We start from the raw sequence: 25,678 nt of genomic DNA, 5'->3' as shown, positions 1-25,678 counted from the left end.
TTCTTGCCACTCTTTATTTTTCCTGATACATAATCACTCTTCAAATTTGAAACCTCGATTTTAAATGAAACTATAGTTAATAATAGGATTTACATTCTCTATCCTTTCTTCACTTCTTTCAAGAATATACATTGGAATTAATTCATTTCCGAGTTCACCTGACCAAGTACATAAAGAAAGATCAATTTTTTCACCAGTACCCTCCAAACGAATGATTGGCCATTTTTTTTCAAGACATGCAGGCCATGTAAGTAATTCGTCACCAGGAATTACAGATAACTCCTTTATCTCATTTTTTATTTTGTAGGTTCCTCTAACTATGCATTCATCAAGTAGAATTGAATTATTCATTGCTTGAATATAATAATGCCAAGGCTTAATCCCCCAAGTAATAATTAATATTCCCTCTTCAAAACATTTATCAACTAAATTGGTTGTAGTAAATAACTCAACAAGATTTAATGGCTCATCGCCAACTTCAGTTCTTATTAATTCACTAAAAAGTTTTAAATCCACCATAAAAAACCCCAGACTTCCCAAACTTCCATAAACTGAAGAATCAAAAACTTTATTGTTCTTTTTAATATCAGTTGTGTTTTTGAATATTAGCACATAGACAGTGACTGTTTCAATTTTTTGTTCATAATCCGTTAGAAACGGTGGAGATTCCGAGGATAAAAATTCAGGCTTATGAACTCCATGTCTAAAAACTTGAATTTTAATATTGTATTCCCCATATAATTCTATACAATCCTTTCGATAAGAAATTTTTTTAAGTAATACATTATCTCTAAGAGCTTGTTGAATAGTCTCATTTTTATTTTTTTTTATTAATTCCAAATTATTTTCATGTGTATAACAAATAAAATCTTGTTCAAAGAAAGATACATCTTTATATATTTTTTCTGTTATTTTTTTACCTAATATAGCAGAATCCAACAATAGCTGATCTTCATTTTTCACTTCTTCAACAATTAGTTTAAATCTACAAATATCGTATTCGCTTATAGTTTCATTAATAGGGATTTCTAGTGCTAAATTTTTAGTTTTCAAATGTGCATCTTTTATATGGCTAGTACAATAACCTTCTTCAAACCATAAAGCTGTATTTTTCATTAATTTCACCCCTGACAATTTATTGGATATCCTTTTTGAGACGCCCATTCCTTTGTTTCTTCCCAAGCTAGTGCAGGTGTGACATCCGCCTTTAATAACTTCCCTTTTGTGCCATCTGAATTAATAACATGCAAATCTCCTTTAAATTTCTGAATTTCTGAATTATTATAGTGATTTTGCAGACTATCTATCCATTCTTGATTTGTTAAACCTGACTTTTTAAATTGATTTTCTGTAAGTACAGGTTTTGTTCCTGCACCAAGCTCATTATAGCCATGCATCGCAGAATGATTAAGTCCTTCACCTTCTAACCATTGCTCTGATGAGAAATATAAAGCAGGCACACCTGTTTGAGAATTAAATGGTTGGATGCCTAATTTAGTGGCAAGTGTATGTGGAACCATGTGATGTCCTTGATTTACAGGGTTCGATAAAGGCATTAACCCAAAAACATCTATCTGTCTATTCGTGTCACTAACATACCCATACAATGTTGGATTATTTCCTGCCAGTCCAATCGGATCAGATTGGGTATATATCCCCTCACTTGCCGAGTAATAACGGAATCGATTATAGTAGAGTCCTGTTTCTTCATCTTCATACTGTCCTTGATAACGGAATGGAATAAAATCTTTTTCCCCAATGAACTTCTTAACTCGTCCATAAATATCAAGCTCACAAGTCCAAATTTTCTTTCCTTGTGTATCATATGCTTCAACAGGGGTACCAAGGTAATCTCTGATAATACTAAAAACACCTTCTCTTGTGATTTTAGCTATTGGATTAAATGATTTATTATCGTATACCCATGTTATCAAGGATTCATGTATATTTGATAAGTCTTCTGAACAATTGTTCCACTCATGCAGAGTCGTATTCCCATCCCATACAAAATGAGTAACCTTATCTTCAGAACGCTTCTCTATCCGCCTACCTAGCGAATCATACTTGAACGTAACTTCTACCTTATCTGGCTTCATGACCTTCGCCATCATTCCATTGCCATAGTACTCATACTTCCACGTATCCCCATTCTTTTCGACTTTCTCTACGAGATTTCCTTCTTCGTCATAGGAGAATTTGGCATCTTTTGTTTCTAATAATCTACTGCCTGCGCCATAGATACGATCTTTTTTGTCTTTTGTTTCATACAAATTCCCGACATCGTCCACGCTACGGTATAAGAAATCAAATTGACCGCCTTGATTAGACCATACGAGGTTACTAAATTCGTCGTAACCATACGTCACTTTTATACCCGTTAGCTCATTGACCATGCTGCGTAATTGGTGATTCACATCCCAATTATACACGCGTCTTCGCGTATCGCGGTTTTGACTACTTACGCGATGGTGTGTCGGTCTACCAGTTATATCATATTGCCATTTACTAATAACATCCCCTGGTAGGATTCTTTCAATCTCTTGACCAAGTTCATTGTACTGCATCGAGGCTGTCCACTGGGCTTGCTCGGAGCGAGAGGCAGTCATTTGTAAGATATTGCCCAGCTCATTACGCGTGACATCGATTTTGGCACCGAGGCTACTTGTTATTTGGGAGCGATTGCCTAATTCGTCATAGCTACTGGCAATCCAATGGTCATTTTGCCACTCTTTGATTACTTGACAAGATGGGTCTCGCTATAGCTTTTGGTTATATCCTCATTTTCCATCTCTAGTAACGAACCATTTTTAGGCAAATGTTTCCCAAGTACCGTCATAGTAGTCTGATTGAATGACATTCCCTAGATTATCATGCTGATACGCTGTCCAGGGATTACCTAGACCTTGAATTCGCTGAACCAATCCTGCCAGACTACGCTCATACGTTTTTTCCATGTCATCAAAGCCAATTTCCTTGATGATATGGCCTTTTGTATCACGTTAAAACGTATACGCTTCGCCTTTCTCATTGATCACAGCGGTGAATTGCTCCTCTGTATCATAGGTGAATTGGACTTTCTTGCCACCTTGTTTGCGGGAGATTAGGCTGCCTAGAATCGTGTAATCAAAGGCAACTTGCGTATGGTTATCTTTCGCAAAAATAATATCGTCATAGGCATTGTACTTTAATTGAACGTCGTTACCATCGGAAAGGTTGGCTCGTACAAGGCGATTCAAGTTATCATAACGAAACTAAATCCGCCACTTAACCCAATCGGATCTATCTGTGTGTACGTGCCAGTGCATGGGTCATAATAGCAGAAACGATTATAATACAAGCCACTGCTCAAATCGTGATACTGCCCTTGATAACGGAATGGAATGAAATCTTGTCCACCTGATAATTCTTTTACTCTGCCATAAATATCAAGCTTAGCCGACCAAACCTTTTTACCTTCTTAATCATAGGCTTCTACAGGCGTTCCAAGATAATCACTAACAATACTGTAGTTACCTTCACTCGTGATTTTAGCTGAAGGTACGAACCCATCATTGAACACCCATGTAACTAGATTATCATTTTCTAGTTCAGTTGAATCATTCTCTGAGAAACACTCATGTAAGATAGTATTCCCATCCCAAACGAAACTTGTTGTCTTTTCTTCAGAACACTTCTCTATCCGTCTACCTAGCGAGTCATACTTGAAAGTAACTTCTGTGATGTCTGGTCGGATGACCTTCGCCATCATGCCATTGCCGTTATATTCGTACTTCCACGTATCATCGTTCTTCTCAACTTTCTGAATCAGATTACCTTCATCATAAGAGAATGTTGCCTCTCTCGTTTCAAGCAATCTACTTCCGGCACCATAGACACGATCGGTCTTTTCTTTCGTTTCATACAAATTTCCGACATCATCGACATTGCGGTGTAAGAAGTCAAATTGATCGCCTTGATTGGACCAGACGAGGTTACTAAACTCATCATAACCATAGGTAACTTTTACACCTGTTAACTCGTTTACCATGCTCCGTAAGCGATGATTGACGTCCCAATTATACACGCGTCTTCGTGTATCTCGGTTTTGACTACTTATTCGATGGTGTGTAGGTCTACCTGTCACATCATACTGCCATTTACTGATGACATCTCCTGGTAGGATTCTTTCAATCTCTTGACCGAGTTCATTGTACTGCATTGATGCTGTCCAATGCGCTTGCTCTGAGCTAGAGGCTGTGATTTGTGATACATCTCCCATTTCATTGCGAGCGACATCGATTTTTGCACCTAAGCTACTTGTAATCTGGGAACGGTTGCCTAATTCATCATAACTACTCGCAATCCAATGGTCATTCTGCCACTCTTTGATCACTTGTCCAGATGAATCTCGCTCAAACTTTACTGTCACATGCTCATTTTCAGTTTGAATTAACGACCCATTTTTGTCATAGCCAAACGTTTCCCAAGTATCATCATAATAATCAGCACGGATGACATTCCCTAGACCATCATGCTGATATGTTGTCCAACGATCGCCTGGACGTTGAATTCTTTGAACCAATCCCCAAGACTTCGCTCATACTAGGTCGGCACCCTATATTAAACCTAAAAATGTGGCGTTTATTTCACATGCCGTGCACTTAAAAAGCCCTTCTGTCACAGAGGACAAAAGGGCATACAAAACAAAAATATTATTAGCCTTAAAATATCACGTAACCCTTTTCAGCCTTTGTAAACTATATTCTTGAAGGCTAATCTCTTCTTCGGTTTTCTCGCTTTTGACGATTGAAAGTCGAGCGTTCTCTATAATGCAAATACAATTGATTTAGTCACCTTTTTTATATGGGATATTTTCTGGATCAAGAAGCATTCGGTGCTTATCTCTATAGTCTTTAATTGAAGAATGATTTACAGAACTAATACGCTCTATATCATTTTCCGATCCGCCATCATCCTCCCACATACAGACGCGGCACACTTCATATTCGCCTCGAGTTGAAAGAGTAAGATACCCACAGCATGGACATTTATATAAAACTTCCTCATCTCCAATTATATTTACTTCGTCTTTAAAACAATCTTCAAGAAATTTTTTTAAAAAGTTATTTGATATTCCAACAAGAATAGTAGTAGTAAAATGGCCAACTAAAAAGTTTTGAACATTTGGAGAGTAAACACTATCATATTCTTTTGTTTCACCTTCCTCATCCAAATAATCGGAACAAAGGATATTATCGATTTCGTTTTTGGATAAAGAAGAGATTTTGTATATCGCGTAACTTGTTAACGCAAGTTCCCTACTAAATATTAACATTTGTACTTAACCTCTGACTTTGATAGTTTTGTTTTTTCAAGCGCGTAATTAACTGCATCTGTAAAAGGATCCTCTACAACGAATTCAGGAAGTGCTATATAAAACGAAAGAATCTTTCCATCTTTAGCATGTCCCGCAAGTACTCGATTAGTAGCTGGATCAACTTTTATAAGTTGGTTTCCAACTTTAGCTTGTTTCATACCCGGAGATTCATCTGCTAGAAATTGCTCCATAAGATCATGATATTCATTCTGAGAAATATCACCAAATTCGCCTTGTTTTACTACATGTTTGTTATAATGAGTACCTAATTCCCCGCTTTTCCATTTATTTTTTCCTTTTTTCCACTTTACATCACTAAAAAACAATCCAAGCGGATCGATACTAATGTTGGGATCACCAACATAACCATACAAAGTCGGATTTCCACCCGCTAGTCCAATCGGGTCTGACTGTGTATAAATTCCCTCAGTAGGCGAGTAGTATCTGAATCGGTTATAATACAATCCTGTTTCAATATCTTCATACTGCCCTTGATAACGGAATGGAATAAAGTCTTTCTCACCTGTGAATTCTTTCATTCGTCCATAAATATCAAGTTCTGCTGACCAAACACTGTTGCCTTGTTCATCATAGGCTTCAACAGGCGTTCCTAGATAGTCACTAACTATACTATAATTACCTTCATTCGTGATTTTAGCTGAAGGAATGAATCCTTCATTAAACACCCATGTCACTAGATTATCTGGTATTTGAGACTTATTTTGTGAAGAATACTCATCTAGATTTTCAAATATATCTGAATTATCCTGCGAGTAATACTCATGCAGGATATTATTCCCATCCCATACGAATCTCGTTGTTTTTTCGTCAAAGCTCTTCTCTATACGTCTACCTAGCGAGTCATACTTGAATGTAACTACTGTCTTGTCTGGGCGCACGACTTTCGACATCATGCCATTGCCGTTATATTCGTACTTCCACGTATCGCCGTTCTTCTCAACCTTCTGAATCAGATTACCTTCTTCATCATAAGAGAAGGTTGCTTCTCTCGTTTCAAGCAATCTACTTCCGGCACCATAGACACGATCGGTCTTTTCTTTCGTTTCATACAAATTTCCGACATCATCGACATTGCGGTGTAAGAAGTCAAATTGATCGCCTTGATTGGACCAGACGAGGTTACTAAACTCATCATAACCATAGGTAACTTTTACACCTGTTAACTCGTTTACCATGCTTCGTAAGCGATGATTGACGTCCCAATTATACACGCGTCTTCGTGTATCTCGGTTTTGACTACTTATTCGATGGTGTGTAGGTCTACCTGTCACATCATACTGCCATTTACTGATGACATCTCCTGGTAGGATTCTTTCAATCTCTTGACCGAGTTCATTGTACTGCATTGATGCTGTCCAATGCGCTTGCTCTGAGCTAGAGGCTGTGATTTGTGATACATCTCCCATTTCATTGCGAGCGACATCGATTTTTGCACCTAAGCTACTTGTAATCTGGGAACGGTTGCCTAATTCATCATAACTACTCGCAATCCAATGGTCATTCTGCCACTCTTTGATCACTTGTCCAGATGAATCTCGCTCGAACTTTACTGTCACATGCTCATTTTCAGTTTGAATTAACGACCCATTTTTGTCATAGCCAAACGTTTCCCAAGTATCATCATAATAATCAGCACGGATGACATTCCCTAGACCATCATGCTGATATGTTGTCCAACGATCACCCGGTCGTTGAATTCTCTGAACCAATCCGGCTAGACTTCGCTCATACGTTCTTTCAATCTCATCAAAGCCGATTTCCTTGATGATATTCCCTTTCGTATCGCGTTCAAACTGATACGCTTCGCCTTTTTCATTGATGACAGCGGTTAACTGCTCCTCTGTGTCATAGTTGAATTTGACTTTCTTTCCACCTTGTTCTCGGGATATTAAACTGCCCAGAATGGTGTAGTCAAAGGCTACTTGCCTATGATTATCTTTCGCAAAAACAATATTTTCATAGGCATTGTACTTTAATTTAACATCGTTACCATCTGATAGATTTGCCCGTACAAGGCGATTCAAGCTATCATAATGGTATTTTTCTGTGGCCCCTAGCGGATTGGTCGTTGTTGTGCAATTACCACGGTGGTCATATAACCATGTTGAACTTGTCCCGTCTGGCAATGTCACTTGACTCAAATTCAGATCAGCATCATAAGCTAAGCTTACCATATGACCTTGCGCATTTGTCACTGTTTCAATCAAACGATGCTCATTATAGGAAAATTCCGTCTTTGTACCATCCTCTAAAATAGTTGCCTGTAATGTACTGTCCTCATTATAGATCCATTGACGACTTCCACCCTCTGCATTCACTGCCTGAATCAATCGATCCTTGTCATCATGCTGCGAGGATAATGTACTACCATCTGCAAAAGTCACCTTTATCGGGTTTGCCCATTCATCATAGCTGAATGTTGTTGTGCGGCCATCTTCATCTACTTCTTGCAGTAATTCAAAGTCCTCATTATAGTCATAGCTAATCTCACTGCCATCTGGATGAACAATTTTTGTACAGAGATTATCTTCATTAAAATAATAATAACTTTTATGGCCTAAGCTATTTGTAATTTCGTTATAGCCCTCGTGATATGTAAGCTCACCTGCAAGAACATTGCCATCTCCCCATGTTTTGACTACTCGTGCCCCTGTCGTTGGACCATCATAGCGCCAGAAGAAGCTATTTTTATTGCGATCTGTTTTTTGCATCATTAAGTGATTAACATATTTAATATGCGTACTTTGCCCTAACGCATCTTGGATTTCGATTAAATCTTGGCCATCATTGTAAACGTAACGAACTAAGACTTCACGGCTCATCTGGTTGCGTAAAGCAACCTCTGTCATTCTGCCTACCTCATTGGTCGTAACCTCAAGCACTCTACCAGCACTGTCGGTTACTTGGAATAGGAAGCCTTTCAGGTTATAGGCAAATTGAATATGATGCGCTTGCTCATTTCTTACTTCTTTTAATCGGTATGTTGTTTCTGTTACTTGTTCAAATACATAAATCAATCGTGTATCATGCTCAAATAGATGATACTCCTCACCTGTATTTGTTAAGGTCATTCTTTCACGTTTGTTAAAATACGGCAAGTTTATTGGTAAAATTGGAAATCCAACAGCGCGACCATCCGTCACAACAATCCCAATCAGGTCATCTTCTTCAAATATCTCTAAGGCTAGATCGTATGTAAAGTGCATACCATGACCTGTTAAGCCAATCCGACTGCTATCACTGTACCAAGCGCGTTCCCATGACAGTGGGATAGGTCCAGGTAGTTCGAAATCGACACCTTCATAAATCATACGCCCTGTGATTAAATCAACAGGTTCAAAGCCTCTTTTACAGAACTTTTTACTTAAGCCTTGTGTACAATTAAATTTCTTTAATACTCCATGATTAAATTTCGTTAGCCCAGCTTTCGCCATAGCTTTCATACCGTCTACTGCCTTCGACGCAGCGAGCAATTCATCCATCGAAGAAATGACTTTATCTGCGGCCGTCTTCACAGCTTTAGAACTCATGCCGTGCTCATTAAAGCAGCCCTTCTGTCACAGAGGACAAAAGGGCATACCATAACAAGGACTTATTAACATTCAAATATTACGCGTAGCTCTTTTCAGCCTCTCTGGATCGTATTAAGGGAAATTTGTTTCATGATATCAATATCCGCTGTATTCGTGCTTATACATACGAAATTTCGCAAAGACATGTTACTAATCTACTAATCCTTTGTATTTGAATCCCCAATCATAGGAAACGCTCCTTTTTTCACTCCTCAATGTTGTTAGAATGAAATCTCTCAAGATTTTCAAGTAAATAAAAATCTACTAGATTGGTACCATCATATCCAGTTTCTATCAATACTTTTTGTAATTGATGCAATAGCTTGAGCCACTCTTTTATAAATAATTCAGTTTTCATCATGATACTTCTATAGTTTTCACGACTATCCCAATTAATTTTAATATCACATTTTTCAATTTTACATATCCATGTCTCGAAAAATGCTTGACTTGGGAAAGTTACGACAAACCGTTCCTCTCTTCTTTTTATTGCCTCTAACATTTTAATTACATCGCTTATACCATCAGCTATTTGTGTTCCATAATTGATTCTTAATGACGTATCACACCATTTCATTGTGAAATATTGGTTATTAACATGCCTATTATCCAGTGCTTCAGATATCGTTGTATCTTCTGGATCACGTATTCCAATCTTAAAATTTGGATTGATTATTATTTTAAATTCCACTTTACTCACCTCAATGACATTTAACTTTTGCATGACTATCGTTTCTAATTTCTTCTGCTGTATGATCAATAGGGAATCCATGGAAAGTTCCGTTTCCATTATTTCTTAATCTATAATGTGTTGGTGGATGTGCTTTTGGTGCATTAGAATCACCATTAGGATGAAATACAACACTCTTGCTGTCCGGATTTACCGGGAAGTCCTTGAATCCTCCTGGTTCTAATGTGTCCGCTAATTCACCCGCATATGCTAAATCCTTTTTATTTCCCCATTTTCCATGTGGAAGTTTATCATTATTTGAAGTTATTTGAGCATCCTTGTCTGATAGCTTCAATCCATGCCTTTTCCCTCTTAAATAACCAGGTTCTGGCTTCAAAATTAATCCAAATGGATCAATCTGAATATTTGTATCATACACATACCCATACAATGTTGGATTATTTCCACTTAAACCAATCGGATCCTTCTGTGTATACATCACTTCAGTTGGAGAGTAGTATCGGAATCGATTATAATACAATCCTATTTCTACATCTTCATACTGCCCTTGATAACGGAATGGAATAAAGTCTTTATCACCTGTGAACTTCTGCGTTGTCTGGTTTGATGACCTTCGACATCATGCCATTGCCATAGTACTCGTACTCCCACGTATCACCGTTCTTCTCAACTTTCTGAATCAGATTACCTTCATCATCATAAGAGAATGTTGCTTCTCTCGTTTCAAGCAATCTACTTCCGGAACCATAGACACGATCTGTCTTTTCTTTTGTTTCATACAAATTCCCGACATCGTCGACACTGCGGTGTAAAAAGTCAAATTGACCGCCTTGATTGGACCAGACGAGATTACTGAATTCATCGTAACCATAGGTAACTTTTATACCCGTTAACTCGTTGACCATGCTTCGTAAGCGATGATTGACGTCCCAATTATACACGCGTCTTCGTGTATCTCGGTTTTGACTACTTATTCGATGGTGTGTAGGTCTACCTGTCACAACATACTGCCATTTACTGATGACATCTCCTGGTAGGATTCTTTCAATCTCTTGACCGAGTTCATTGTACTGCATCGAGGCTGTCCACTGGGCTTGCTCGGAGCGAGAGGCAGTCATTTGTAAGATATTGCCCAGCTCATTACGCATAACATCGATTTTGGCACCAAGGCTGCTTGTTAATTGGGAGCGATTGCCTAAGTCGTCATAGCTACTGGCAATCCAATGGTCATTTTGCCACTCTTTGATGACTTGCTCAGATGGGTCTCGTTCTAGCTTGACGGTTACATGCTCATTTTCCATTTCTTGTAATGAGCCATTTTTGTCATAGCTAAAAGTTTCCCACGTACCATCATAGTAGTCAGAGCGAATAATATTTCCTAGCGCATCGTGCTGATACGCTGTCCAACGATTTCCTGGCCGTTGCATCCGTTGCACGAATCCTGCGAGGCTTCGCTCATACACTTTTTCCATGTTATCAAAGCCGTTTTCCTTGATAATATTGCCTTTGGTATCGCGTTCAAAGGTGTATGCTTCACCTTTTTCATTGATAACAGCGGTGAATTGCTCCTCTGTATCATAGGTGAATTGGACTTTCTTGCCACCTTGTTTGCGGGATGTTAAGCTGCCTGCCAAGAATCGTATAGTCAAAGACGACTTACGTATACTGAGTCTTCGAAAAAACAACAAAAAATTAAAAGGCCTGATTCAGGAATATTATCCGAATTCAGACCTTAGCTTCCTTCTTGATTCATTTTTGCTGAACTTGAGTGTTACCCTATTCCCTTTTTGATAAAATAAATTCCTCTATATTTTAGTTTCTAAAGAAGACAATATAATGGTTTATTTCTGCTCAATTCTTACTTTTGCACCTAAAGAAATAAAATATTCAGCTAAAACTAAAGTATTTTCCCCATATCCCTCAGCTATTAGAAAACCATTATTATTTAATCGGTTTCGTATTTCAACAAGTGATAGTCCTGTTTCTTTTTTTAATGCTAGGATCACTTTTGATTTATTTTCACCTGGATCTTCAAGATACACAAAAATTTTTTTCACTTTTTCTATAATTCTTTGTTCAGTTGGAGCAAAATTCTCTTTTGATTTCTCAATAGGGAGAAACTCGCATATGTTCTTAATTTCTCCATCACTTAACTTTGCTTTCCACTCTTTCTCCATTAAATCAAAAAAGTTTGATTGATATTCACCGCTTTTATAGTATCTATCATCATGTTTATCAAGCCAAACAGATAAAAAATAGTCAAATTTTTCTAGTGAATCTACTAATAGTTTTGGTGAAAAATCTCCTCCAACATAATCGTAATAAATTGGAGTTTCAACTTTACTTATATCGGCAATCACTGGATTTCCACTCCAACTGGAAATAATAATCCAATTTTCATTCCATTTCATTGTCTTTGAAACATCTATCCAACCTTTATCTTCTCTAATATACCTGTAACCTTCTAAAGCAACTAATAGATTTTCCATACCAAATATATAGAAATCGTTAGTCCAATAAAACATTATGTCTTTAGATTTTGGTAAATCACTATACCATTTTAAAAGTCCTGGGCTTAAAATTGGGAGTTTGAAAATTTTTCTTAATTCCTGTTTTGTTTCTGTAGATGTTCCTAAACATTTTATCTTATTGGCATTTTCCAGCTTAGAAATTGAACGAGCTAGGTACTTCATCGTTTTTTACAGCTCCCTTCACTGTTATATCTATCTATCATTGCTTGGCGATCAATTAGTCTACCAGTAGTAGCATTGGTATAACTTCCTCTATGTCCTCTCTCTCCATATAAATGTTCATTGTATCCTCCACCATGTTTAGCATTAGGTAAAAATCTAATATTTCTTGGATCCCCCTTCCAAGCATTCCCTAAAGCACCGTTTTTATGATTAGTAATATGATGCCCTGTATAACCACTCACTTTTCCACGGCTTTTTAGTTCTTCTATTTCTGCTTCATTCCAAGGGTGAGTTCCATGCCCTGTTTTTCCAACCAAATCTTTTTCTAATTCCCAAGCACGTTCTATCCCTTGATAATACGATCCATTTATCGGTGTTACTTTTGTAGGTTTATACATAATTAAGTTCAATTCTGATAAATTCACACCTGGTAGCATTGGAAATTTTGGGGCTAAACCAAATGTATCAATTGAATTATTTGGGTTCCCGACATATCCATACAAAGTAGGATTCCCACCCGCAAGCCCAATCGGGTCAACCTGCGTATAATTCCCTTGCTCTGGGTCATAGTATCGGAATCGGTTATAATACAAGCCAATTTCTACATCTTCATACTGTCCTTGATAACGGAATTGAATAAAGTCTTTCTCACCTGTAAATTCTTTCACTCTACCATATACATCAAGTTCAGCTGACCAAACCTTTTTACCCTCTTCATCATAGGCTTCAACAGGTGTTCCTAGATAATCACTAATAATACTATAATGACCTTCACTTGTTATTTTTGCAGAAGGGACAAAGCCATCATTAAATACCCATGTGACTAAATTTTCACTGTCTAGTTCAGCCAAATCATTCTGCGAATCAAACTCATGTAGAATCGTATTCCCGTCCCACACGAATCTTATCGTTTTTTCGTCAGAACTTTTCTCTATTCTTCTACCTAGCGAATCATACTTGAAAGAAATTTCTCTCTCGTCTGGACGAACGACCTTCGCCATCATTCCATTGCCATAGTACTCATACTTCCACGTATCACCATTCTTTTCGACTTTCTCTACGAGATTTCCTTCTTCATCATAAGAGAATTGGGCATCTTTTGTTTCTAGTAATCTACTGCCAGCGCCATAGACACGATCTTTTTTGTCTTTTGTTTCATATAGATTGCCGACATCATCGACGCTACGGTATAAGAAATCAAATGGACCACCTTGATTAGACCATACGAGGTTACTAAATTCATCATAACCGTACGTCACTTTTATACCCGTTAGCTCATTGACCATGCTGCGTAATTGATGATTTACATCCCAATTGTACACGCGTCTTCGCGTATCGCGGTTTTGACTACTTACGCGATGGTGTGTCGGTCTACCAGTTATATCATATTGCCATTTACTAATGACATCCCCTGGCAGGATTCGCTCTATCTCTTGCCCAAGTTCATTGTACTGCATCGAGGCTGTCCACTGAGCTTGCTCAGAGCGAGAAGCTGTCATTTGCAAGACATTGCCCAGCTCATTACGCGTGACATCGATTTTGGCACCGAGGCTACTTGTTATTTGGGAGCGATTGCCTAATTCGTCATAGCTACTGGCAATCCAATGGTCATTTTGCCACTCTTTGATGACTTGCCCAGATGGGTCTCGCTCTAGCTTGACGGTTACATGCTCGTTTTCCGTTTCTAGTAGCGAACCGTTTTTGTCATAGGCAAACGTTTCCCAGGTGCCATCGTAGTAATCTGATCGAATGACATTCCCTAGATTGTCATGCTGATACGCTGTCCAGCGATTTCCTGGACGTTGAATGCGCTGAACCAATCCTGCCAGACTACGCTCATACGTTTTTTCCATGTCATCAAAGCCAATTTCCTTGATGATATGGCCTTTCGTATCACGTTCAAACGTATACGCTTCGCCTTTTTCATTGATCACAGCGGTTAATTGCTCCTCTGTATCATAGGTGAATTGGACTTTCTTGCCACCTTGTTTTCGAGACGTTAGGCTACCTAGAATCGTGTAATCGAAGGCAACTTGCGTATGGTTATCCTTCGCAAAAATAATATCGTCATAGGCATTATACTTTAATTGAACGTCGTTACCATCGGAAAGATTGGCTCGTACAAGGCGATTTAAGTGGTCATAACGGAACTTCTCTGTGGCCCCTAGAGGATTGGTTGTGCTAATGCAGTTACCTCGACGATCATATGTCCAGGTTGAGCTTGTCCCGTCTGGCAATGTCACTTGGCTCAAGTTCAGATCAGCATCATAAGCTAAGCTTACCATATGACCTTGCGCATTTGTCACTGTTTCAATCAAACGATGCTCATTATAGGAAAATTCCGTCTTTGTACCATCCTCTAAAATAGTTGCCTGTAATGTACTGTCCTCATTATAGATCCATTGACGACTTCCACCCTCTGCATTCACTGCCTGAATCAATCGATCCTTGTCATCATGCTGCGAGGATAATGTACTGCCATCTGCAAAAGTCACCTTTATCGGGTTTGCCCATTCATCATAGCTGAATGTTGTTGTGCGGCCATCTTCATCCACTTCTTGCAGTAATTCAAAGTCCTCATTATAGTCATAGCTGATCTCACCGCCATCTGGATGAACAATTTTTGTACAGAGATTATCTTCATTAAAATAATAATAACTTTTATGGCCTAAGCTATTTGTAATTTCGTTATAGCCCTCGTGATATGTAAGCTCACCTGCAAGAACATTGCCATCTCCCCATGTTTTGACTACTCGTGCCCCTGTCGTTGGACCATCATAGCGCCAGAAGAAGCTATTTTTATTGCGATCTATTTTTTGCATCATGAGATGATTCACATATTGTATATGCGTACTTTGCCCTAATGCATCTTGGACTTCGATTAAATCTTGGCCATCGTTGTAAACATAGCGAACTAAAACTTCACAACTCATCTGGTTACGTAGGGCGACTTCTGTCATTCTGCCCGCTTCATTGGTCGTAACGTCTAATACTCGCCCTACACTATCCGTTACTTGAGATAAGAAGCCTTTCAGGTTATATGCAAATTGAATATGATGCTCTTGCTCATTTCTTACTTCTTTTAATCGGTATGTTGTCTCTGTTGTTTGTTCAAATACATAAGTCAGCCGTGTGTCATGCTCAAATAAATGATATTCCTCACCTGTATTTTTCAGGGTCATTCTATCTTTTTTATTAAAATATGACAAATTTATTGGTAAAATTGGAAATCCTACTGCGCGACCATCTGTCATAACAATCCCAATCAGGTCTTCTTCCTCAAATATCTCTAAGGCTAAATCATATATAAAGTGCATACCATGACCTGACAAGCCAACACGACTACTATCACTGTACCAAGCACGTTCCCATGATAGTGGGATAGGTCCAGGTAGTTCAAAATCGACACCTTCATAAATCATACGCCCTGTGATTAAATCAACAGGTTCAAAGCCCTTTTTACAGAATTTATCACTTAATCCTTTTGTACAATTAAACTTCTTTAATACCCCATGATTAAATTTCGTCAGCTCTGTTTTGGCCATAGCCTTCATACCGTCTACTGCCTTCGAAACGGCAAGTACTTCATCCATCGAGGCGATAACTTTATCCGCGGCTGTCTTCACACCTTTAGAGCCTTTGTTGGCTAATGCCGAAACTGTATCTAGCGTTTGTGATACTTTTGTATAGGCCGCTTTCATCCCTTTTACTGCTTTTGAGGCATCCACTGCCTTATCCGCAGCCTTGGCGGTTTTACTTGCTGCCTCTGCCACTTTTGCGGCTTTATTGACCTTGTAAGCAGTTTTTGCTGCATCGCCCACTATTGGAACTGCGCCCACTAAGTTCATGGCTGCTCCCATATAGTCTCCTCTTGCCAAGCTAATACCTGCATTCGCAATATCTGCAATGGTCCCGATACCCGGAATAAATCCAGCGACATCTAACGCTAAACTAACATTATCAAGCAGCTTACTAAAGAAGCCTTTTTTCTCTTTCTTCTGCTCTGCTTTTTGTGGGAAAATGACGTCCACTTTTGTTGTAGCTTCGATTGCTTCTTCATTTAGCTTCGGTGGTTGGCTTTGCTTCTCCGTACCCTCTTGATCAATAAGTGTACTAATTAACTGCGTGTCAGCTGCAAGGATTACATGACTTTGCTCCTTCGCTGAAATAGCAATCCATTCCTCCGCCTCTACAGATAGCTCTTTCATTCCACTTATTTCAAGTGTTTCATCTGCCGCTAGCATGATGGTACTGTTACTTTGAAATGTTACACCTTCTCCATCATCCATCTTAAGGTCCAAAACGCCATCTACTGCACTAAAGGTAATATCTCCAACACCTAATGTCATATCTTTTCCCGCGTTGGTCGCTAATGATTTCACGGTCGTGTCTGCCATTTTCTTCGTTTGTTTTTGTCCACCCTCAGGTGTGGCTGGATTAACGCGTACCGAGCTAATCACAATGGCATCTTCTTCCACAGCACTTGGAAAATGTAATTGGGCACGTGCACCTTTTTGCGGCATTAAATACATCACACCGTTAGCATCTGCTGAATAAGCAAACCAGTGCGCTTTTTCTTTATCCTGTTTTTTATCGATATCTAAATGAATTTTAACGGTGTTTTGCGTGACATCAATAATCTTTCCTGTAAAAGCTGCCCCAATCAAATCTAAATTGCGTACCAATCGTTGGCGAATACTTTTCTCTGGTTGTGCAGTATATTGAAACTTTAATACACCATCATCAAGATGGACTTCTCGAACCGTTATAATATAGGGCCTTCCCTTTAATTGCACCGAAGTGCCTAGCTCAAAGGCCTCTGTACTTTCAAACTCACAAAATGTATAATCAGCTTCGCTTACATCCGAACCATCATTTTCTGTAATCAACCGATACGTATCGACATCCATACGTAATATGGAAGGAAGATGATCAATCGTTATGCTTTTCCTGCTTTGAGGTGTACCAAACCAGAATCGTGGACCCTTCCCTTTTAGATCAGGAAAAACAACCGCATGTAGATTGGAGGCCATTCTTTTAATAAATGCCCAATCCGTTTCCAAATATTGAATCGCAATATGACCAATGGTTTGACTATTAGAGGCATGGTCAATGTAATCTCCATGAGGATAGACTCCCACAATGTTATCCATTAACTCCACATATGTCATATTTGCATCTTGAAAAGAACGTGAGCGCTTCTCAATATCCAGATTTGCTGTAAATGACACTGCCTCTACTGTGACCGTGTGCACACCTTGAGATGCCTGTAACTCTGCATTTTCAATTCTTCCTGAGAACAATATGCTCTTATCTCGTCCAAATTTCACAACAATCTCATCTGTATGACTAACTCGCTGAATATACTTTTGCGCTTGCTCTTCAGCAATCATTCCGGTAAAGGACAACCTCGCATGATCATTACCTTTATGTTTTATTGTTAGTTTGTCTAAATGAATAAGTGGATACGGCCATTCGACTACAAGATCCTCATACGTACTAATCATGTGGACTTCTTTTTCTCCTAGCGCTTTCATTGCTTACCTCCTTTCAATCAATCTATTCTTTAAAAACCTTGTTTCGGTATTTCTAAGTCCTCTTGCCCATCATGAACAATATCGATTTTGCCTCCGCCTGCAGAGCATTGCGTATGACAACGATTAAGTAACGCTTGCTTCCCCTCGATATTGACATTTTCCATCCCTTCCATCCAGTCGATGGAGCATACAGGTGTACATGGTTTTTTCAACTTTAAGCAAACACCAAAGGTTGGGATGTTATCAGGGTTTCGATCCCCAACATTCATTACAGCTTTCTCTTTAATATAAACACCATGATCTTGCGGCAAATTTAAATAATTGAGGTGGCTACCATGCTCACAGGCAATGATTGCGCCATGTACTACATAACTAAATTGCTCTTGTTCCGAACCTTCTGTCTCCAAATTTTCTACAACTTGAGCCATTAAATATCCTTCCCTTCCTATCATTTGTAATAAATTTCCGCTTTAACAGTACATAGCAACAAATGATTTATTAAAATTACTTACTTTCCAATCTTACTCGCTGCAACTGAATCCCAAGAAAGGGGCGTCGCAATATACTTTCTGCTACATCTAAATTGATGACGGTGAAAGCTTCCTTTTGGCCTGCGACTTCAAAAATACAATCCAGTTCCACTTTCTTGGGGTCTATCACTAGCTCTTTTATTCCTCCGTCAGGATAATAAGCGGTTTCATGAGAAATACAGTCCTTTTTCACTATATCCATAAGCCAATACACGCGCTGTGTCCCTTTCTTGACATCCGTAAAGACAATAGCTGTAAAACCTAAGTTATCCTCGTATTTCATTAACAGCGCTTTTAAATCATCAGACACGATTCTTCGAGGCTTGTCTAAATAATCTAGATATACCGCATTCTCTTTTTCTACCACTTCCCCGAATACAGAAGAACAGACAAAGTTTTCATCGAGGTCCGTTTTCAAAGGGATGATTGGATTGAGAATGCTTAGATCTTGCCGAAGAATAAAATATTCCATCTTTTCCTCCTGTATCTATCAGTGCTAATAAATCCAATGAACATCTTTCATCTGTTCTGCGCTAAATTGATACTTCTCTTGATCACGTTTAAAGAAGGTAGCCCCCTTTAAATTAGCACCTGTAAAATTGGCACCTTCAATCTGCGCAAAGTCAAATCTCGCATTTTCCAAATTGGCATTACTGAAATCAGTACCGAGGTAGCATGCCACTTCCCCTCCGGAAAGCCTTAGCGTTTTTCCTTGAGCATAACTAAAATTAGCGCCTACCAAATTGGCATTTCGAAAATCAGTATCTTGAATAGCTGCATAGGAAAAGTCAACATTCTCTAAACCACAATCTACAAAGCTAGTACCAACACAAATACTTTGCTTCAATGAAGACCCTGCTAAATCACAACTGTTAAAAATTGCGTAGGAAAAATCCATCTGGTTAAAATTTTTCTGTTGTAATGGTAGGTTTGAGAAGTTTTCGAATGTATACGATTTGTCCATCTCTTTTTGCTCTAACCATGAGAGAAGGTTTTTATCCACCCGTTCTCGTTCGTCAATGATAGCAACATCCTCACTAACCCCTTTGTACTCACCAACACGAAATCGCAAGCACTCTGCTCGTTGAAAATGGAGTTCAGGTACGCTTTCCTTTTGATAACGAAAAAGATAGCGAACCAATTGAATGATATACTGATGAAATAGAACTACTATCTTTTGAATAATCCCTCTAACATCAGCTGCTTGAATCATGAGATACGGTTTTCTTTCTTTCTCAAGTATCTTTTGTAAATCAACCATTGCCTCACTAAGCCATGTTGCTTCATAATGTGCTGTACATTCGACCCAATCGAAGTACCATGCTTCACCATATGCCTCTAGCAAATACGTACACTTGTTTTCTAGTAATGAGGTTCGCAGCAAAGAGAGATGAATAAAGGCAATTGGTGCTAACTTTCCCTGTCTTTGCTGATCTCTAATATTCGCAAACAGCTGTTCAAGTGAGTAAATGATTGGCTGTAGCAAAATTTCCTTGTTTTGGCGAAACTGTCGATCAACTTTCTCTTGCAATCGGCTGACATGAACTGAAACGCATTCATCCATAAAATGCTGTAATGCTTCTTCTCGTTTCATACATTCACATCCTCACTAATTTGCTCGCACTTCTGTTCCTTTAATTTCCATTTTATCTTCCATCTTGATTGAATTTTCTTTACAGGTCATCTCAATTTTCTCGTTCGCATTAATCATTATTTGTTTGGCATTAATGACCACTTTATCTGTAGCTTTTAAGTTAATATTCTTATCACTTATTATCGAAATACCATTATCATCCATCAGTGAAATCATCAATCCTCCACCCGATATGACGATCCGATCAGGTGCAAGTAGAATTTGTTTTCCATGCTTTGTTCTGAGTGTTTTTACATCTGGATCAGCCATACGTCCTGGATCTTGGCGACTATCCTCTGGTGGTGTGGCACTTGACCCGCCACCCCCATCTTGACTAGTTGGATTAGTTGCTGCTAACATCGTATTTGATTGTGGAGGCGCTTTTGAAACAGAGCTAATCGCAATCCCTTCATCCTCATGATTGCTTGGAAAATAGATTCTTACATTATCAGATAGCTCCGGCATAAAATACCATCCTGTGTTATCTTCTGATGCATAAATTGTTGAATATGGAAACCAATAGGCCGTATCCTTTTCTTGCCCCTCATCGAAATCGACATGAATACGAATTTTGTCCCCGGCAACATCAATTACCTTTCCTTGAATGGAAGCACCAATAATAGCTTGATTATAGGTAGTGTGGACACTGAAACCGTTCCGAGGTGTTAACGTATAAATATGCTTGAACAGGCCATCTTTTAAAGTTGAAAAAATTTTATAAACATACAATTTTTTAGATTGGAAAGTAACTTCATTGCCTATTTTGAAGGATTGCAGCGATTCTACTTCATAATACATGTAGTCACTATCAGTAATACTTTCGAGATGATTTTTACTTGAGATAAGAAAATTGCCAATAGCCTTTTTAACCCGATAATTAATGGCCTCCATTTTCTTTGTGCTTCCAGCTTGAAATGGAATACCAAAATAAAATTTTGCAGATGAATGAACTGTATCTGGCACTAGACCTGTATGAAAACGCGAGGCCATTCGTTTAAGAAACTCCCAATCTGTCTCTATATATTGCATTGTAAAACGACCAATACTAGCTCCCTTTGTGACATGATCTATGAAATCTGCACCTTTTTGATCGGCAATACACACATCGATTAATTCACTGTATGGCATACTAGCATTTTGATAGGTTTGATTTTTTTTCTTAACATCTAGTAAATACGTATGTGAAACTGCTTTAACTTCCAAATAGTAAGTGCCCATCACCGATTTCACTTGTACATCTAACGCTAACCCATTAAAAATAGGCTTCGATTGACCATTACCATCTATTTGCAATACCTCTATAGATGTTTCTGCATCTGTCATATATACATAGGAATCTTCAAGTTCATCTGGAATTACACCCGTTAAATGCAATGTAGCATGATCGTTCATTTGTTGCGTAATTTCGATTTGATGGACGCGAATGTTATAGGGCATCACGATCATATCTTTATATGTTAAGGCTGTTTCATTTTTTATCCGATCCATCAAACAACACCCTCTCCATCTAATTTATTTTGGATTGAGATAGTTTCCATCATCCCATAAGCAATAGGTTTCCAAATATTCATCTCTTTCTTCAAACAATTTATAGAGCCCATCGTCACATTTTCGCCTACTATAAACAAAAACATTAAATTATAAATCTTGTTATCTAGTGCAGGTGTTATGAAATCAAAGTAACCAATTTGGACATCGTTCACTTCATTAAAGCCGATATCCAACATTTTTGTTGTTGGCTGCATTTTTTGAAGTATCTCCATCATAGTCTGTGTGAAATCTTCTAATTCCTCTGCTTTTATTTGTTGTTCCATGATTTTCAGCGTGACATTAATAGATGTACTTTCACTTGTATAGATGTAATCGGGTCTTCGGCTGGACGGATATTTAATATCCATTAAATCAGATTCCATTACTTCAAAAGCGGCTGGAATACGCATTTGGATTTGACCATCATAAAAGTCCATTTTCGTAAATTCGATTGTTTCATCTTCGATTATTAGCTGACCATCTTTAATCGCTTGAACAAGGTCCGTATGTAACAATTGTTTTTCTATGTTTTCCAATCGTTTCTTCTGCCTTGCTTGTTTCGTCATCTCAATGACTTCTTCATCCATGAAATTCATCTTTTACCACTCCTTTTCGTTCAACTCCTGTTTATGCCTAAACGTTGTTCACCAACTGGATTTTAGTTAATCGACTATCATACGCTTTGGTCGGTCTGGACTATGTCCTCCTCGACGACCACCGTTCTTTGATTCAGATAATATACGGTACAAATATTTATGAATTTGACTATTGGAAAACGCTTGAAATTCTAACTCTAATCGATTGCAAATATACATTTCAATGACATCCCGCTGTACCCGCTCCTGATTCAAACACTCAAAAGCAAAGGTAATATCATATACATTGGTTGGGCGATTTTTTAATAATTCCTTTGCGTAAAACTGTAAAACTTTAGGGTGGTATGTGCTTTCTTGTATACCTGCATACTGACAGTGCAGATAATTCACTGTATTGTATTCCGTGGCAAAATCTAAAAAATTATTTGGCTCGGATCGCAGCCTTGCTCCAGCCTTTAATTTAAAGCGGGCTATTTCTAATTCGTCTAGGGCAAGATTCAGAGACTCATCGAGAAAAATAGTGGCTGTAAAATCCGTGAAATCTAATTTATTCACTGCTTCAGCAAACTTTATTTTTATAATGGTTTCTTGCCCTGTTGCCTCATATGGAAGTTCATAGCTATTATGCAGTAGATAAAGCCTATTATTATGTTTAACGATCCCTTTTGTAATATGGATAATAGTATCTGCAATCGTAATATTGGCACCTGCTATAATGCCATTTGAATAATCCTGGAAATATAAATCTAAAAATTCCCTTGGATAATCGCGCAAGTTCTCCAGCATTTCTCTTTTTAAAATTCTGCCTTTTTGAAAATGTGGATATTGATTGGTAAACATCTGTCACTCACCTCTTTTATTTTTTGGCAGATGCCTACTTACTTTAATCCATCAAAGAAATCTAGCTCTGATAAATCTGTTTCAAAGGCAAAGAATTCCTTGCTCCCGATCATTAGCTGCTCCTCTTTCCTAGCCACTGGCACGACATGGAAGCCCCAATGATCCTCTCCTGCAAAGACAAAGAATTTAACCTCCCCATTGACGATTGAATCTGTTTCGTCCTGTGGAATTTTATCAAAATAATTCGATGCAATACTTTCATATAGCACAGGGACAAAATCCTCTTGACGATTAATATAAGTATACTTATATGCTGCTTGAGGATCGCTTCCAGTTAGGAAAAATTCAACCTCTGTGACGCCCCATGGACGGGAGATAGTTCCATGAATTTGATTCAGTCTCTCTAGACTACTAATCAGAAGCTTTTCCTGACGATTATGAGTAAATGCACTAACCGTATACGGTACAATAGGTGCAGCATTTGTTACTTCCGTTTCGATCATGCCAATCTTTTTCGCATTTAAGTAGCGTAATGCGCCTCTTAAACAAGCGAGCTTTAATTCTGGCACTTTTCCAACGTTTTCAGCCTTTTGTCTAAATTCAATGCTACGACCTGGTACAAATTCCTTTAAAGCCTCTCGAAAAGCGTCAATTCTACAGGATTGTCCTGTCAGCTTAATAATGGAATATTCCCCAAGCATGCCACTTTCATAAAAACCTTCTAAAAACTCTCGTACAATATCATAAATATCCGCCTTGATTAGGTGGTTAATTTCTTTAATATTGAAATAAACGTTTGGATAGTCATAAACATCTTTAAATTGGTGGTTTTCTAATAGGGATAAACACCAACGATCTACCGTTGTGATATTCAAATCACTATCTTGCTGTATATCGCTTTCTGAGTAAAAGCGACTCCTAAGAATGCCGGTTTTTCGGAAAAATTCTTTCTTCATTTCCTCGGCCATTTCCCATAAGAAATAATGATTATTACGAACCCTTAAATACTCATCACGCGTATGATTTTCATATTCTTTAAAACGTGTAGGGATAATAGACTCAGCATCCTCAAATGCCTTTTCAAATTGCTTGTACACCGCCTCGACCCCATAATCATCCACATACCGATAAATATCCTTCCCTGGAATATCAATTAACGCATCGATGTCATAGGCATTTTTCCCACGACTATAATAATTCGCAAAGACAATTTTCATAAATTGAAAAATTCGATACGTAATATTATTACCACCAAAATTGGTATCCCCATTTTCATAGGTTGTATGAATATCAATTTTGTAGGAAATATGTCCGTCCTCTATTCGAAACTTACAGGATGAGAGGTCTGTTGTTCCCCCTCCACAATCGATTACTAGAGCCTTGTATTCCTTGCCATCCATAAAGCTCTGATTCTCTATTTGATTGGCTATCGTATTATAGAGCACTGCCATTCCTTCATCGAGAGCATGCTCAATTTCAATTTGATATTCAGGTAAAATGGCATGAAACATATCTAAAAATTGAGTTTTCAGCTTAACAGGGCTTGAAATATGCAAATGTTTAAAGCGACATTTAAATTGATGCTCAGCCATTTGAATGATATAGAGTAAAAATTCTCTTAGGATTTGACTACGTGGGATAACCGCTGTATTCCCATTCGCATCCATTATTTCCTCCAATTTGGCATAATTACTAACCCAACGTTTGATGCCCTGAAATTTAGTGGCTAATGATGTATAGCTATTTTTTTTCATAACCTTCAAGGCTTCATAGCCGAAATGATAGTTTATGTGATCAGCGTTTGAGCAATCTGCAACCGCAACCACTGTAGGCACAACTTCAATCCAGTCATTTTGGTGTAGTGGGTCTGGGAATTGTACAAAATTGATGCTATTGAGTGTAATTCTCTTATTTAAAAGATCATGGCTACAAGGTGATGAGACATAATCGCTATCCAAAAATACACCAGCTGTTGTATTGGTTGTGCCAAAATCAATGGCAAGAATGGCATTGGTTGTCTCTAACTGTTTCATCTCTAAATCTGGTATTGGCACTTTGTAGTAATGTAGATTTGTTGGTGGGAGTGGCGTCTCCTGATAATATGTTTTATAGATGTACTCTGAGTCTTGCTTTCGCAAAAAAATAAAGCTATAATTCTTATTCTTTGTCTCGCGTATCCCTAGCGCTTGATCTGCTACTAAGTAATAGCAATTCGCTTTTTCATCGTCTTTTACGATATTTAGAATGCCACATAACTCAAAATGCTCATTTACTAGTAGCACATTGGATTCTACAAGAAAGCCACCTGTTTCAATGAGGTATTGATCTGGCTTATCTATTTTCATGCCTTTATAGAGATTCATTTTGGCAGGTATTTTAATATCACCATTATCTGAAAGTGGTGTTTTTAAATACTTTTGCAGTGCCTCCTCGACTCTCTCAAAGCCCCCATCTTGATTTTCTTTAATCAATAGATGTTCTTCCGCTCCACGGTATCTTAAAATCTTCTCGATTAGTTCGTCCCTAGTTAGCGTATTAATTAAACCTGTTATGAGCTTTTCTTTATAACAAATATTTCTAAGCTGAAAAGTGGTCATCTCCATCAACTCTACACGTGTATAGGTCATATATTTCTTTTCTGTAAAACGCTTATTCGCATAAAGCTTATATGAATATTTG

The 25,678-nt window shown here is 38.1% G+C and carries 18 protein-coding genes; all 18 read right to left on the bottom strand.

What is annotated here, in order from left to right:
* Nucleotides 1-60 precede the first annotated feature (60 nt).
* Complete coding sequence (locus tag MHI34_RS15930) at nt 61-1,116, bottom strand: hypothetical protein (RefSeq protein WP_058844143.1); 1,056 nt, start codon at nt 1,114-1,116, stop codon at nt 61-63.
* A gap of 5 nt (nt 1,117-1,121) precedes the next feature.
* Nucleotides 1,122-2,564 carry an RHS repeat-associated core domain-containing protein gene (locus MHI34_RS15925; RefSeq protein ID WP_342503648.1) on the bottom strand — a complete coding sequence of 481 codons (1,443 nt, stop codon included), beginning with the start codon at nt 2,562-2,564 and terminating at the stop codon, nt 1,122-1,124.
* Between the two features lie 243 nt (nt 2,565-2,807).
* Complete coding sequence (locus MHI34_RS15920) at nt 2,808-2,954, bottom strand: hypothetical protein (RefSeq protein WP_342503647.1); 147 nt, start codon at nt 2,952-2,954, stop codon at nt 2,808-2,810.
* A gap of 503 nt (nt 2,955-3,457) precedes the next feature.
* The gene (locus MHI34_RS15915; RefSeq protein ID WP_342503646.1) at nt 3,458-4,561 is read right to left on the bottom strand and encodes a hypothetical protein; all 1,104 of its coding nucleotides are present in this window, start codon (nt 4,559-4,561) and stop codon (nt 3,458-3,460) included.
* A 264-nt stretch (nt 4,562-4,825) separates the two neighbouring features.
* Nucleotides 4,826-5,314, bottom strand: a complete 489-nt coding sequence (locus tag MHI34_RS15910; RefSeq protein ID WP_342503645.1) for a CPCC family cysteine-rich protein — start codon at nt 5,312-5,314, stop codon at nt 4,826-4,828.
* The gene (locus MHI34_RS15905; protein ID WP_342503644.1) at nt 5,308-8,907 is read right to left on the bottom strand and encodes a DUF6531 domain-containing protein; all 3,600 of its coding nucleotides are present in this window, start codon (nt 8,905-8,907) and stop codon (nt 5,308-5,310) included. The genes MHI34_RS15910 and MHI34_RS15905 overlap by 7 nt, the downstream gene beginning before the upstream one ends.
* A gap of 247 nt (nt 8,908-9,154) precedes the next feature.
* The gene (locus MHI34_RS15900) at nt 9,155-9,640 is read right to left on the bottom strand and encodes a hypothetical protein (protein WP_155273232.1); all 486 of its coding nucleotides are present in this window, start codon (nt 9,638-9,640) and stop codon (nt 9,155-9,157) included.
* Between the two features lie 10 nt (nt 9,641-9,650).
* A complete protein-coding gene (locus tag MHI34_RS15895) occupies nt 9,651-10,205 on the bottom strand; it encodes an RHS repeat-associated core domain-containing protein (RefSeq protein ID WP_080717185.1) in 555 nt (184 codons plus the stop codon).
* 10 nt (nt 10,206-10,215) lie between these two features.
* Nucleotides 10,216-11,289, bottom strand: a complete 1,074-nt coding sequence (locus tag MHI34_RS15890; protein ID WP_342503643.1) for an RHS repeat domain-containing protein — start codon at nt 11,287-11,289, stop codon at nt 10,216-10,218.
* A 192-nt stretch (nt 11,290-11,481) separates the two neighbouring features.
* Complete coding sequence (locus MHI34_RS15885; protein ID WP_036125854.1) at nt 11,482-12,333, bottom strand: hypothetical protein; 852 nt, start codon at nt 12,331-12,333, stop codon at nt 11,482-11,484.
* Complete coding sequence (locus tag MHI34_RS15880) at nt 12,330-17,870, bottom strand: RHS repeat-associated core domain-containing protein (protein ID WP_342503642.1); 5,541 nt, start codon at nt 17,868-17,870, stop codon at nt 12,330-12,332. Before MHI34_RS15880 ends, MHI34_RS15885 begins: the two co-directional genes overlap by 4 nt.
* 29 nt (nt 17,871-17,899) lie before the next feature.
* The gene (locus tag MHI34_RS15875; protein WP_051891603.1) at nt 17,900-18,298 is read right to left on the bottom strand and encodes a DUF4280 domain-containing protein; all 399 of its coding nucleotides are present in this window, start codon (nt 18,296-18,298) and stop codon (nt 17,900-17,902) included.
* 76 nt (nt 18,299-18,374) lie between these two features.
* Nucleotides 18,375-18,872 carry a hypothetical protein gene (locus MHI34_RS15870; protein WP_051891604.1) on the bottom strand — a complete coding sequence of 166 codons (498 nt, stop codon included), beginning with the start codon at nt 18,870-18,872 and terminating at the stop codon, nt 18,375-18,377.
* 24 nt (nt 18,873-18,896) lie between these two features.
* Entirely contained in the window at nt 18,897-19,994 is a 1,098-nt protein-coding gene (locus MHI34_RS15865; RefSeq protein WP_058844141.1) for a pentapeptide repeat-containing protein, read from the bottom strand.
* A gap of 15 nt (nt 19,995-20,009) precedes the next feature.
* A complete protein-coding gene (locus MHI34_RS15860; RefSeq protein WP_036120168.1) occupies nt 20,010-21,521 on the bottom strand; it encodes a phage baseplate assembly protein V in 1,512 nt (503 codons plus the stop codon).
* Nucleotides 21,521-22,159, bottom strand: coding sequence for a hypothetical protein (locus MHI34_RS15855; protein ID WP_058844139.1), 639 nt, complete (start codon nt 22,157-22,159; stop codon nt 21,521-21,523). The genes MHI34_RS15860 and MHI34_RS15855 overlap by 1 nt, the downstream gene beginning before the upstream one ends.
* A 66-nt stretch (nt 22,160-22,225) precedes the next feature.
* A complete protein-coding gene (locus tag MHI34_RS15850; protein WP_342503641.1) occupies nt 22,226-22,999 on the bottom strand; it encodes a DNA and RNA helicase in 774 nt (257 codons plus the stop codon).
* Between the two features lie 38 nt (nt 23,000-23,037).
* Complete coding sequence (locus MHI34_RS15845; protein ID WP_342504475.1) at nt 23,038-25,626, bottom strand: molecular chaperone; 2,589 nt, start codon at nt 25,624-25,626, stop codon at nt 23,038-23,040.
* Nucleotides 25,627-25,678 lie beyond the last annotated feature (52 nt).

This window comes from Lysinibacillus sp. FSL L8-0126, from assembly GCF_038630385.1.
Taxonomy (GTDB): Bacteria; Bacillota; Bacilli; order Bacillales_A; family Planococcaceae; genus Lysinibacillus; species Lysinibacillus fusiformis_D.
The sequence above is the reverse complement of the archived record's forward strand: the minus strand, read 5'-3'. Positions and strand labels throughout refer to the sequence as shown.

What these genes read in the sequence shown, in the direction of transcription:
- MHI34_RS15875 (WP_051891603.1), bottom strand. Translation starts at nt 18,298, where the DNA reads ATGGCTCAAGTTGTAGAAAATTTGGAGACAGAAGGTTCGGAACAAGAG.
- MHI34_RS15880 (WP_342503642.1), bottom strand. Translation starts at nt 17,870, where the DNA reads ATGAAAGCGCTAGGAGAAAAAGAAGTCCACATGATTAGTACGTATGAG.
- MHI34_RS15865 (WP_058844141.1), bottom strand. Translation starts at nt 19,994, where the DNA reads ATGAAACGAGAAGAAGCATTACAGCATTTTATGGATGAATGCGTTTCA.
- MHI34_RS15845 (WP_342504475.1), bottom strand. Translation starts at nt 25,626, where the DNA reads ATGACCTATACACGTGTAGAGTTGATGGAGATGACCACTTTTCAGCTT.
- MHI34_RS15910 (WP_342503645.1), bottom strand. Translation starts at nt 5,314, where the DNA reads ATGTTAATATTTAGTAGGGAACTTGCGTTAACAAGTTACGCGATATAC.
- MHI34_RS15925 (WP_342503648.1), bottom strand. Translation starts at nt 2,564, where the DNA reads ATGCAGTACAATGAACTTGGTCAAGAGATTGAAAGAATCCTACCAGGG.
- MHI34_RS15930 (WP_058844143.1), bottom strand. Translation starts at nt 1,116, where the DNA reads ATGAAAAATACAGCTTTATGGTTTGAAGAAGGTTATTGTACTAGCCAT.
- MHI34_RS15905 (WP_342503644.1), bottom strand. Translation starts at nt 8,907, where the DNA reads ATGAGTTCTAAAGCTGTGAAGACGGCCGCAGATAAAGTCATTTCTTCG.
- MHI34_RS15855 (WP_058844139.1), bottom strand. Translation starts at nt 22,159, where the DNA reads ATGAATTTCATGGATGAAGAAGTCATTGAGATGACGAAACAAGCAAGG.
- MHI34_RS15920 (WP_342503647.1), bottom strand. Translation starts at nt 2,954, where the DNA reads ATGGAAAAAACGTATGAGCGTAGTCTGGCAGGATTGGTTCAGCGAATT.
- MHI34_RS15870 (WP_051891604.1), bottom strand. Translation starts at nt 18,872, where the DNA reads ATGGAATATTTTATTCTTCGGCAAGATCTAAGCATTCTCAATCCAATC.
- MHI34_RS15860 (WP_036120168.1), bottom strand. Translation starts at nt 21,521, where the DNA reads ATGGATCGGATAAAAAATGAAACAGCCTTAACATATAAAGATATGATC.
- MHI34_RS15885 (WP_036125854.1), bottom strand. Translation starts at nt 12,333, where the DNA reads ATGAAGTACCTAGCTCGTTCAATTTCTAAGCTGGAAAATGCCAATAAG.
- MHI34_RS15850 (WP_342503641.1), bottom strand. Translation starts at nt 22,999, where the DNA reads ATGTTTACCAATCAATATCCACATTTTCAAAAAGGCAGAATTTTAAAA.